The sequence below is a fragment of the Acanthopleuribacter pedis genome, from assembly GCF_017377855.1.
GTDB classification, from domain to species: domain Bacteria; phylum Acidobacteriota; class Holophagae; order Acanthopleuribacterales; family Acanthopleuribacteraceae; genus Acanthopleuribacter; species Acanthopleuribacter pedis.
Map to the genome: position 1 here is coordinate 135471 of NZ_JAFREP010000018.1, position 12248 is coordinate 147718.

Sequence of the window (12248 nt, forward strand, 5' to 3'; positions counted from 1 at the left end):
GGCCCAACAGCACCGCTTCCACTTTCTCCCCACCAAGTAAACGGAATCATCGCCGTGGTTTATGCGCCAAAACCAACGCTTGGTGAGAAAAACGGGTCGGATTTTCGAAATGATTGATTGCGGGGGATCTTGATGCAGGCCAAAAAGTCGGACCAATCAGCCACATGGCTATTCTTTTCAACGTTTTTGGGCATAAACGCCGGCCTGTTTGCGATTCACATAAATTCGCAACCCACCCAGGAACCGCCGTTTCAACCATTCGACGGGTTACTGTTGCCAGGTTTGGTAACCGCACTGGTGTTGCCGCTGGTGGGCATGCTAACGGATAATGCGGTCCCACGTCGCCACCTTTCCTTCGGCCTCGGTCTGGCCCTCCTGGCCTATACCAGCCTGTTAATCGCGATGGACCCCATTCTCCCGCTCTCCTTCCTCTGCGGCTTATTTGCCGTGCTTTTTTTATTGACGGCCTGGTCGCACCAAGCCCTCATCAGCGCCTTTCCCATTGAGAAAAAACTAGATCGCCCCGGAAAGAGTCTGGTTGTCATGGGCTTCTCCATGGTGTTCACGGTGACACCCACGCTAATAATTCAAATGGAGCCCAACTTGTGGGCGTTGTACATCATTGTCGCGTCTGCGCCGGCCTGGACCTGCCTGGTGTTTTATTGGAAGGTCGCACCGGAACCGACACGGGTTGACAACAACACGCTGAGCATGCCGCCCTCGGTCGCTTTTACCGCCTGGCTCCAAATCCCCTTCAAAGATCTACGCCGAAGCCTGACCACCACTTTCTTAGCAACGGCGGCGGCAACCCTGCTGCTCCGACAGATTCTCGAACCGATCTTCGTGGCAATCGCGGCCGACACGGCCCCGACGCTGATGACCCCGGCCCTGCTGGTCCTGGCGGCCATTTGGGGTTGCTACAGCACCCCGCGTCTCAATCGCCATTTCGGCTCTAAACGAAACGGCGCCTTCTCCTTATGGCTGATGATCCTCCTACAGGTCGGCCACCTGATTTCCACACAAACCTTTCTGGAATCGCTCATCCTCGCCGTGCTCACGGTGATCGTGTGCGCCAACCTGTTTGTGGTCTTATTGGGACAAATCGGCCGCTTTTCGCCGGTTGCTTACGCGGGCCAAAGTCTGGGTTTCTTTTACGCGGCGAGTTATGCAGCCATGGTAATCGGCTTGGCTTTTCCCGACGCCTACGGCAGCCCTTCCTTGCATTGGCTGTTCCTCGCGGCGGCAGTTGCCGCCTTGGTCTTCGGTCAAGGGGTCAACCCAAAACGCGGCGTGACCCTGGCCTTCGGTAAGGAGGTAGAACAAGAAGATCCCGATCAGGATTGGGTCCGCTGGGACGAGGAACCCACCGGTTTGGCCCGCCACCATTTTGTCTCGCGTCTGGTGCAGCTTTTGGCACGAACCATTGCCGAAATCTTCTTCGCCAAGGTGCGTTTGGTCGGCACCGAAAACCTGAAAACAACCGGCCCCGCGATCTTGGTGGCCAACCACCCCAACACCTTCTTAGATCCTTTGCTGATCACTGCTTTGTCGCCAGGTCGCCTGCACTATTGGGCCAAGTCTACCCTGTGGCGGGCGCCGATTTTCGGCAGTATCTTAGACCGCCTCGGCGCGATCCCGGTTTATCGCCGCCAGGACTATGGCGAAAACCAGGCAAACCAGAACAATCTGACCTTGGAAATCGCGGCCGACCGCCTGTGCGCGGGTGCCTGGATTTTGATCTTTCCCGAGGGCGTCAGCATGCCGGGCCTGAACCTCAAACCCTTGAAAACCGGTGCCGCGCGCCTGGGCTTCCTAACCTTGGAGCGGGAACAATGGGCCGCGGATTTACCGATTATTCCCATCGGCATCGACTATATGGAACCGGAAATCTTCCGTTCTAACGTAACGATTCGCATTGGTGAACCGGTGCGTTTGGAGGATTACCGCGAGACCTACGAGGCGAACCAGCGCGAAGCCGTTAAAGAGACGACCCAAGCCCTGTCCCACCGTATGATGGACTTGATTCCCCATTTGGAGGCGCCGGAGCTGGCAGCGCTGGTTGACGGTATTCACGATCTTTACGGCGACAAAGTATTACAGGTTCTGGAAACGGACGACGATACCGAGGCGCGAAAAATCATTGCCGATGCGGTCAATCACTATCAAGAGCTGGACCCCGACACGGTGTACCTGTTCCAAAAGCGTTTGGAAGCCTACCACACGGAACGCAAACGCTTGGCGACCCCGGAAAACCACGCGCCGATCCCCTTCAGTGAACTGTTCCAAATTTTACTGAACCTATTCTCTTTCACGAGCTTCGGTTTGGTAAGCAACTGGTTTCCCTACAAAGCAACGGGCCGATTTATCGAATGGTTCGAGCCAGGCCCGGGCTGGACCGCTACCGCAAAACTGGCAGTAGGCACCAGCTTATTTGTGATTTATTACACGGCGGTGGCCGGTGCGGTGGTTGCTTTGACGGGAAAACCCTTCCTGGCGGCCCTGCTGATCGCGGCCATGATTCTCTCCGCCTTCACGGCCCTGGGTGCCATGGACCGCTTCGCCTTCCAGTTCAAGCGGTTTAAAGCACTGTGGCAGGCCTTCTGGACCCAAAACACGAATGATGAACTGGCGGAAATGCAGCTTGTCTTGATTCAAGATCTCGAGCGCTTCCGCGAAGCGTACGCCTTCTATCACGAAACGGAGGAATCCCCATGACACAAGCGGTTGTCTTTGATGCATTCGGCCTGGAAAACCTAAAGTGGACCGGCTACGACAACCCCGCGCTGGGTGACCACGACGTCCGCGTCAAACTGCACGCGGCCTCGCTAAATTACCGCGACCTCCTCATGGTTCAGGGACTTTACAATCCCAAGATGAAACACCCGCTGGTACCTTGTAGCGACGGCGCGGGCGAGGTCGTCGAAGTCGGCGCGGCGGTGACGGACCTGGCGGTGGGCGACCGCGTCTGTTCCACCATGATTCCCGATTGGCCGGGCGGCGAACCAGGCCCCAATCTGCTGCGCACCACCCTCGGCGGCCCCGTCGACGGCATGCTGGCCCACGAACGGGTCTTGCCGCAACAGGCATGGATCAAATTCCCGGAATACCTGAGCTACGAGGAGGCCGCCTGTTTACCGGTCGCCGGATTAACCGCTTGGAGCGCGCTGGTCGAAGACGGACGCCTGCGCGAAAAGCCGGGCGCCAAGGTGGTTTTACTCGGCACGGGCGGGGTCAGCATGGCGGCGCTGGCGATTGCCAAAGCGATGGACGCGGAAGTTGCGATCACCTCCAGTTCGGACAAGAAACTGGCCGATGCGGCCAAGCTGGGCGCGGATCATAGCATCAATTACCGAACCACACCGGATTGGCACAAAGCGGTGCTCCAGGTGTTTCCCCACGGGGCGGACATCGTGATTGAGGTCGGCGGCGAGGGAACCTTTGATCGTTCGGTGAAAGCCTGCAAAGTGGGCGGCTTCATCGCCTTGATCGGGGTTTTGGACAGCCAACGCAAACCCATTAACCTCACCACCTGCATTATGAAAAAACTGAGCTTGCACGGTATTTTGGTCGGCAGCCGCGCCGCGTTTGCCGACTACTGCGCCTTTTTAGACACGCACCGCCTCAAACCAACGATCAGTCGCGTTTTCGACGGCTTCGATCAAGCCCCGGCGGCCTTTGAACTCATGGCACGCGGCGGGCATTTCGGCAAAATCGTGTTGCGTGCCGGATAGCGGCACAACGGGTCAAACAAAGGAGATTCCATGTCTTTTGAAAACAAAAAGGTCGTCGTCACCGGCGGCACGGGCGCGGTCGGCCGCGCGGTCTGCGAAGCCTTCCTCAAGGCGGGCGCCGACGTCTACAGCAGTTTCGTGGTCGACGCCGAGTTGGAGAACTTGTCCCCGGCACTCAGTGAAAGTGACCGCTTTCACACGGAAAAGGTCGACCTCACCGACGAACGCTCGGTCGCGACTTGGTACGCGAACATCGGCCGTCCCGACGTGGTCGCCAACATCGCCGGCGGTTTCTCGATGGGTCCCTTCGCGGAAATCAGCAGCGAGGATTGGCAAAAAATGCAGGCCGTCAACCTGACAACCTGCTTCCTCTCCTGCCGGGAGGCCCTGCGCAAAATGGACCCCAACGGTCACGGTCGCATTATCAATGTCGCGGCCTGGGCCGCGGTGGGTCGCACCGGCGGCATGGCCGCCTACACCACCGCCAAAAGCGGGGTTATCTCCCTCACCGAAGCACTGGCGGAGGAAACCCTGTTGCAAAAAATTACCGTTAACGCGGTGTTGCCGACGATCATGGATACCCCGGCCAACCGCGAAGCCATGCCCGACGCCGACTTTGACGCCTGGGTACCTACGGCCAATGTGGCCGAAACGATTCTGTTCCTGTCGGGCGAAAGCGCGTGGCACATCACCGGCGCGGCCGTTCCCCTTCGCGGCCACCTGTAAACACGACGGACTTTTTTAAAGGAAAACCCATGTCTTTCAAAGAACCAACCATTGCATGGATCGGAACGGGTGTCATGGGCGCACCCATGTGCGGTCATCTCGCCGATTCGGTCGGCGCGGTGCGTGTTTTCAACCGCACCAAAAGCAAAGCCCAACCGCTCTTGGATCAAGGTGCCGTCTGGTGCGAAAGCCCGGCCGAGGCAGCCGCGGGCGCCGACTTGGTCTTTACCATCGTCGGTTTTCCCACCGATGTACGCGCGGTATATTTCGGCAAGCAAGGCATCCTGACCACGCTCAAGCAAGGCGCCGTTTGCGTCGACTTCACCACCACCAGCCCGTCGCTTGCGATGGAAATCGACGAGGCCGCCAAACAACGCGGCGCCGCGGCGGTGGACGCCCCGGTCTCCGGCGGCGACGTCGGCGCCCGCAAGGCACAGCTCTCGATCATGGTCGGCGGCGACGCGGCGGCAGTTGACCGGGTTCATCCCCTGCTACAAAAACTCGGCAAAAACATCGTCCACCAGGGTCCCGCCGGCGCGGGCCAGCACACCAAAATGTGTAACCAGATCGTCATCGCGGGTACCATGATCGGCGTCTGCGAAAGCCTGCTCTACGCGACAAAGGCGGGCCTCGATTTGGAAACCATGTTGTCCTCCATCAGCAAAGGCGCGGCCGGTTGTTGGACCCTTGATAACCTCGCCCCGCGCATCGTCAAACGCAACTTTGAACCCGGTTTCGCCATCGACCATTTCATCAAAGACATGGGCATCGCCCTCGCCGAAGCCGCACGCATGCGCCTGGCATTACCTGGTTTATCCCTGGTTCACCAGTTGTATGTGGCGGCGGCGGCTCAAGGCGAAGGCTCCTCCGGCACCCAAGCGCTCATGCGTGCATTAGAACGCCTGGCGGGCCAAACAGCGGATGCCTGAGCGCACCCATCGACCATTCGAAAACCGACGTCTCGTCAGCAACCCTTCCCGCAAATTTTAGGTCCCAACGCGATAACCCCGGGCCGGGTGGCACCGCCACCCGGCCTTTTTGCGCTTGAACGGACCCATCAGCAGGCCTGCGCGCGAACCCTGCCGATTCTCGAGAAAAACTCGCGCGGCAAGCTGATTGGGCAAGCGATAATATGTGCCATTCCCAGCTCAATCATTCAACGCCTCCCCAAACCCGCCCGCGCACCCAAAAAAAGGCACAACACCAGGATTTCCGAGGTTCCTCCAGCCACGCGAAACAGGCATCCACCGTGCCGCCATGGAACCAAGCCACACTCGGCGCACAGGGTACGAAAACCCTGTCGATGAAGCGCAAAAAAGGCTTCTCCCTTGGCCTGATAGGCAAAAAGTGCCCGAGACACCCAACGAAAACATCAAAAATGTTTGATTCCAACACTTTACCTACAATTCATTAGACACTTAATTTCATTTGGGTATAATGGAATTTTTCTCTAAAGCATGCTTTTCACAATCTATGAGTTAGGGGGGTCACCTGATGAATCACGTGCCACATCCACCAGAACCGATTAATTGCCATAACTTCATTGGCGGTTCCTGGACGGCGGGCAACGGCGCCGCCATCGAGATCACCAGCCCGTATTCGGGCGCGGTTATCGGAAAAACCCACGCATCAACCCGCGCGGACATTGATCAAGCGGTCGCCGGCGCGGTTGAAGGTTTTGCAGCTTGGTCGGCAAAACCGTTAAAAGAGCGCTGCCAAACGATGTTCCGTTTCCGCGAGCTTTTGCTGCGCGACAAACAAAGCATCGCGGCGCGCATCAGCTTGGAAAACGGCAAAACCGTTGGTGAATCCCTCGCCGGCTTGATGAAAGGCATCGAAGTATTGGAGTTTGCCCTGAGCATCCAGAACATGGACCAGGGCGGACGTATGGAAGTCTCGCGCGGCGTCTTTTGCGAATACCGTCGCCAACCCTTGGGCGTCGTGCTCGCGATTAGCCCCTTTAACTTTCCAGCCATGGTCCCGATGTGGATGATTCCCATCGCGCTCACGGTAGGCAACGCCTTTGTGTGGAAGCCCTCGGAAAAAACCCCACTCACGGCGATGTTGATCGCCGACCTGCTCAAGGAAGCGGGTCTGCCCGACGGCGCCATGACCGTGGTTCAAGGCGGCCGGGAAACGGTCGAAGGCCTGTTGGACCACGCGGCCATTAAGGCGGTCGGTTTTGTCGGCTCCACCGCGGTCGCGGAGGCGGTTTACCGTCGCGGTTGCAGTAACGGCAAACGCGTGCTCGCGCTTGGCGGCGCCAAAAACCACATCATACTCCTGCCCGACGCGGATCCTGAGATGGCCGCGGTCGGCATCAGCGATTCCTTCACGGGCTGCGCGGGCCAGCGCTGTATGGCGGCCAGCGTGTTGCTGGCGGTCGGCCAAGTCGACGGCGTGATCGATAAAATCGTCGCACGCGCTGAATCCCAGCAGTTGGGCCAAACCATGGGCGCCGTGATCAGCGCCGAACAAATCGCCTTCCTTTGCGACGCGGTGGACGAGGCCGTCGCCGCGGGCGCGGTGATTCGCGCCGGTCATAACTACCGCGAAACCCAGCCTGTCGACGAACTTTACCGCAACGGGTTCTGGTTCCCGCCGGTCATTTTGGACAACGTCGCACCCGATTCACGCGCGGCCCGCGAGGAACTTTTCGGTCCCATTCTCAGCATCGTGCGTTGCGACACCTTCTCCGAGGCGATGGCGATTGAAAACGCCAATCCCTACGGCAACGCGGCGTCCATTTTCACCAACAACGGCGCCATGGGCGAACGCCTCGCCAAGGAAGCCGCGGCGGGCATGGTCGGCGTCAACATCGGCATTCCGGTACCCCGCGAACCCTTTTCCTTCGGCGGCATCAACCGCTCCAAATTTGGGCACGGCGACATCACCGGCGCCACCAGCCTCGATTTCTGGAGCGATCTCAAAAAAGTCACGGTGAAGTGGCAAATGCAAACCGACCACAACTGGATGAGCTAGCGAGGGGGGAATTTTCGCATGGAACGAACCAGTCACGTGATCCTGACGTCTCACGTCGATCAGATTTACAAAGAAGCACCTGAACTCCAATGGGGCGCCGAAGAAGCCAAGCAACGCGGCCCGGTGATCGCAACCTTCACCAATCCCGAGCACCGCAACGCCATCGGCTCCCATAGCGGCGGCTACGCGGTATACCGCGCACTGTCGATTGCCTCGGGCAACTACCCACAGGCGCACCGACCCGACCTGACCAACACGATGCCGACCGACGAACTTGGCCCGCATCCGTCCTGGCGCGATCCCAACCGCATGATCTCGATTGATCCCTGGGGCGCCCACGTTTTCGACCACTTCCACGACATGATCAAAGCGGGTTTTAACATTCAGCCCACGATTGCAGTGACCAAGGCCCACCTGCGCATCGCCGAGATCGACGACGCCATCGACGCGGGCCGGCTCAAAGTCGACAACAAAATCATCTTGCCCAACCGCGACGTGGTGGTCACCAAAGCCGCCCTGGAACCCGTGTGGTACCTGCCAGGGCTGGCCAAACGCTTCGGCGTCGAGGAAGGCGAGCTGCGCAAAATTTTGTTCCAGGAAACGGGCGGCATGTTCCCCGAGCTGGTCACCCGGCCCGATCTCAAGGTGTTGCTCCCACCTATCGGCAGCACCACGGCTTATGTTTTCGGCGACATGGCGGATTTGGCCGACACGAACAAAAACCTGACCTGTCGCGTTCACGACGAATGCAACGGCTCCGATGTGTTCGGCTCCGACATCTGCACCTGCCGTCCTTACTTGATCCACGGGATTGAAGAAGCCGTGCGCAGCGCCCAAAGCGGCGGCAGTGGCTTGATTGTTTACTACCGCAAGGAAGGCCGCGCCCTGGGCGAGGTTACCAAATTCTTGGTTTACAACGCCCGCAAACGCCAGGTGGGCGGCGACAGCGCCGCCACCTACTTCCACCGCACCGAATGCGTGGCCGGTGTTCAAGACGCGCGTTTTCAGGAGCTGATGCCTGACGTGTTGCATTGGTTTGGCGTCAAACACATCCACCGCCTGGTTTCGATGAGCGACATGAAATACAACGCCATCGTCAACAGCGGTATTAGCGTCGGCGAACGCATTTCCATCCCCGACGACCTCATCCCCGAGGATGCACGCGTCGAAATTGAAGCCAAAAAAGCGGCGGGTTATTTCACCACCGCGGATGTCTTGCAGGGCAACGCCCTCGACGGCGTGAAAGGCAGGCAACTCAGTGAGTAACCCATCATCGCGGGACATCGCGACCAACCAAAGCGACCTCTACGACCACCTGCTCTCACCGACGGCCATTCGCGAACGCACCCAACGCCTGCACCAACTTACCCGGGACGGGGCGGGCCGCTTCATCATTGACGAAAAACAATGGCAAGCCACGGTTGATTTCGTCCTCCAGGTCATCCGCGCGTCTTACCCGGACCTCGACGTCCCGTTCCACTCGCGCTGGGGCCATATCCAGGCGGGCGGCAGCGACCGCCTCGCCTTGCTCAACCGACAACTGGCCGGTCAAGACGCGGTAGAACGCGCCCGTACCAAAATTGATACGGTGGTGGTTTCGGTTCTGCTCGACGCCGGCGCGGGCCCAACCTGGGCCTACCACGAGGAAAACCGCCGCTTTAACCGTTCAGAAGGTCTGGCAGTCGCGGCCTACCACCTTTCCCGCCAAGGCACCTTTAGCAGTAACGCGGCGGCGCAACCCTGGCGCGTCGACGGTGAACGCCTCCAGCGCCTCAGCCGCGCGGAACTGGAAAAGGGCTTTCAGGTGAGCGACACCAACCCGCTCACCGGGGTGGAAGGCCGCCTGGGTTTGCTCAATCAACTGGGCGCGGTTCTGCAACAAAATCGCGACCGTTTTCCCGACGCGCGCCCCGGCAACCTGCTGGACACCTTGCGCGCCCACCACGGCGACGGCTTCAGCGCGACCGACCTGCTGCGCGCGGTACTGGAAGGGTTCGGCCCTATTTGGCCCAGCAGACTCACGCTCAACGGGCAACCGCTGGGTGACGTCTGGCACCACCCCTCGCTGGGCGCGGTGGACAACCCCGACGCGCTGGTTCCCTTCCACAAGTTATCCCAATGGCTGACTTACTCGCTCATCGAACCCATCCGCGAGGCGGGTTTTGCGGTGCCGGGTGTCGAGAATCTGACCGGCTTGGCTGAATACCGCAACGGCGGGTTGTTCGTCGACATGGGCGTGCTGGTCCCGCGCGATGAAAGCGTGGTGCAGCGCCACCACAGCCCGGACTCGGAACTCATCGTCGAATGGCGCGCGCTCACCCTGTGCCTGCTGGACCGCATGGTCACCGACATCCAACAGGCGCTCGGTCTGTCCGCGGAGAACTTCCCGGCGGCCAAGGTCTTGGAAGGCGGCACCTGGCGCGCGGGTCGCATCATCGCGGCGCAAAAACGCGAGGACGCAAGCCCGCCAATCAAACTCGCCAGCGACGGTACGGTTTTTTAACGGCCCTCACCCTGCCCGGCCGATCCCCGCCGGGACACCTTTTCATTCGTAGCCATTTAATTGAGGTTGTTTTATGAAGTCATTTACTGAGATCAACCATCCCTTGGTGCAACACAAATTAAGCGTGTTGCGAAACAAAGAAACCAGTTCGGCGACCTTCCGCAAAACGGTTGAAGAGATGACCGGTTTGCTGGCCTACGAGGTCACCCGCCACCTACAGACCAAAGAGGTCGCGATCACGACCCCGCTGGAAGAAACCACCGGCCCCATGATCGCCGAGGATGTGATCCTTGTCTCCATCATGCGCGCGGGCAACAGCATGCTGGAAGCCTTGCTCAACCTGATGCCGTTCGCACGCGCGGGCCACATCGGTATCTATCGCGACAAATTTATTAAAAATACGGTGGAATACTATTTCCGTCTGCCGCAGAATATCAAGGGCAAGCGCATTCTTTTGGCTGACCCCATTGTGGCGACCGGCGACACGGTCATCGCCTGTCTGGACCGGCTCAAGCAATACGAGGTCGGCCAAATCCATTTGCTGACCATGCTCATCTCGCCCGAGGGTTTGGAGAAAGTGCAGCATTTCCACCCGGACGTCGACGTCCTTAGCGCCTCCAAGGAACGCGGCCTCAACGAAAAAGGTTATTTGTTGCCAGGCATCGGCGACGCCGGAAACCGCTTGTACCATACACTTGAGTAGGATCCCCCCGTGAAACCATCATCCATTTTTATCATCGGCGTGGCCGGTGGCTCCGGCTCCGGCAAGACCACTTTTGCGCACCGGTTATTCGAAGCCCTGGGCACCGAACGCTGTTGTGTGCTGGCGCAGGACGCCTATTACATCGATCAAAGCGCCCGCTTCGACTACGACGGCGGTTCGGTCAATTTCGACCACCCCTCCTCCATTGACTTTGATTTAATGGGCGCCCATTTGGACCGATTGAAACAAGGCAACACGGTGAACGTACCGCGCTATTGTTTCAAAAGCCACATGCGCGAGGCCGAAACAACCCCGATGGTGCCCAAGGCGGTCGTCGTGGTCGACGGCATTTTGGTGCTGTCGCAACCCCAGGTACGCTGTCACTTCGACACCTCGGTCTTCCTTTCGATTCCAGAGGAAAAACGGTTCCAACATCGTTTGCGACGCGATGTGGAGGAACGCGGTCGAACCGTGGAAGGGGTCCACAACCAGTTTTTCACCCAGGTGAAACCGATGCACGACACCTTCGTGGAACCATCCAAGAACCACGCCGAACACCTGATTACCGATTACACGGTATTCGATGTGGTTCTGAGCCGTGTCGCGGCAATGGTCCCCCGATAAAAACGAAACGCAGGGATTGTCCTGGTCAAACCCGTTTCATAAGGCCGAAAAGGAAAACCAGCTCAGGGTTCCCAGAAAATCCGACGAAACGCCGACGCGCCTAGCGGCGCGTTTTTTATTGGAGTCAGCAACCACCAAAGAACCAAACCTGATGGACATCATAGGACCTAGAAAAGAGAACCCCGGCGGGAAGGCCGCGAAAATTGTGCGCCCGCGCACACTTTTCCACATTACGCCACGCAATCATGATTTCTCCACTTTTTGGATGCATGATTGAGTCGGAAAACTTGATCACCTTATGGTGTTCGAGAAATTCCGCGAAGCAACACCGGTTAACGAGCCACACCTACCGGCGCGGAAATTCCAAAAATAACGGAACCCCACTCGTTATACCTGCCAAACATTCATACCTTCACTCAATTTTGAGGTTTTCTATGCTTAACATGATGGCTACTCCTCTAACAATTAAAACCTTTTGTCCCGAAACCCTGCCTTTTCATCCCACGGCTTGGACCGTGACCGTTGTGCGTAACAATGGCTCGCACATGGTTTGCAAAGACGATGAAATCGGTCAAATCTGGATCAAACCGCCGCGCCTAAGAGAACCCAACGGCCGCTTGATCAATCTGGACCCACAACTTTTCAACGGCTGGGTCACGGTTCACGGCTGGACCGGCATTCGCCAAGAAGGCCCCTTTCATGCCACCAACCTGCGCGGCATCATCCGCGACGGCCAAGTCGTCTGCCTCGAGGGCGATTTGGCGCGGGAGGTACGCGACCTCAAGGTGCGTATTGTCGAATCCCAGCGCGGTCGTTTGGCCGCCGCATCCTTGATGGCGGGTTAATTCCTCCCTCAAACAGGCAAACATAACGAACACCTCGTTCCCAAAAAAAGGCGCGAATCAAGCCCGCAAGCATCACCTTCGGGGTTTGGTTGCGCCTTGCTTTGGTTATAATGAAGGCATATTCAAACTTTTAC

10 protein-coding genes are annotated in these 12248 nt (G+C 58.4%); all 10 read left to right on the top strand.

The window, feature by feature from the left end:
- The first annotated feature begins 132 nt into the window (after positions 1-132).
- The 10 genes from J3U88_RS19320 (at position 133) to J3U88_RS19365 (ending at position 12114) form a co-directional block, all read left to right on the top strand.
- The gene (locus J3U88_RS19320) at positions 133-2715 is read left to right on the top strand and encodes a 1-acyl-sn-glycerol-3-phosphate acyltransferase (RefSeq protein ID WP_207860586.1); all 2583 of its coding nucleotides are present in this window, start codon (positions 133-135) and stop codon (positions 2713-2715) included.
- The gene (locus J3U88_RS19325; RefSeq protein ID WP_207860587.1) at positions 2712-3731 is read left to right on the top strand and encodes a zinc-dependent alcohol dehydrogenase family protein; all 1020 of its coding nucleotides are present in this window, start codon (positions 2712-2714) and stop codon (positions 3729-3731) included. Before J3U88_RS19320 ends, J3U88_RS19325 begins: the two co-directional genes overlap by 4 nt.
- A 30-nt stretch (positions 3732-3761) precedes the next feature.
- Positions 3762-4457, top strand: a complete 696-nt coding sequence (locus tag J3U88_RS19330) for an SDR family oxidoreductase (protein ID WP_207860588.1) — start codon at positions 3762-3764, stop codon at positions 4455-4457.
- A 29-nt stretch (positions 4458-4486) separates the two neighbouring features.
- The gene (locus tag J3U88_RS19335) at positions 4487-5386 is read left to right on the top strand and encodes an NAD(P)-dependent oxidoreductase (protein ID WP_207860589.1); all 900 of its coding nucleotides are present in this window, start codon (positions 4487-4489) and stop codon (positions 5384-5386) included.
- A gap of 565 nt (positions 5387-5951) precedes the next feature.
- Positions 5952-7439 (top strand): CoA-acylating methylmalonate-semialdehyde dehydrogenase, encoded by a 1488-nt coding sequence (gene mmsA, locus J3U88_RS19340; RefSeq protein WP_207860590.1) that lies wholly within the window; start codon positions 5952-5954, stop codon positions 7437-7439.
- An 18-nt stretch (positions 7440-7457) separates the two neighbouring features.
- Positions 7458-8705: a GTP cyclohydrolase II gene (locus J3U88_RS19345; RefSeq protein ID WP_207860591.1), complete on the top strand. Its 1248-nt coding sequence runs from the start codon at positions 7458-7460 to the stop codon at positions 8703-8705.
- On the top strand, positions 8698-9942 hold the full coding sequence (locus J3U88_RS19350; protein ID WP_207860592.1) for a DUF1688 family protein: 1245 nt from the start codon (positions 8698-8700) through the stop codon (positions 9940-9942). The genes J3U88_RS19345 and J3U88_RS19350 overlap by 8 nt, the downstream gene beginning before the upstream one ends.
- A 73-nt stretch (positions 9943-10015) precedes the next feature.
- On the top strand, positions 10016-10645 hold the full coding sequence (gene upp / locus J3U88_RS19355) for a uracil phosphoribosyltransferase (RefSeq protein ID WP_207860593.1): 630 nt from the start codon (positions 10016-10018) through the stop codon (positions 10643-10645).
- 9 nt (positions 10646-10654) lie between these two features.
- Entirely contained in the window at positions 10655-11269 is a 615-nt protein-coding gene (gene udk / locus J3U88_RS19360; protein WP_207860594.1) for a uridine kinase, read from the top strand.
- 434 nt (positions 11270-11703) lie between these two features.
- Complete coding sequence (locus J3U88_RS19365) at positions 11704-12114, top strand: hypothetical protein (RefSeq protein WP_207860595.1); 411 nt, start codon at positions 11704-11706, stop codon at positions 12112-12114.
- Positions 12115-12248 lie beyond the last annotated feature (134 nt).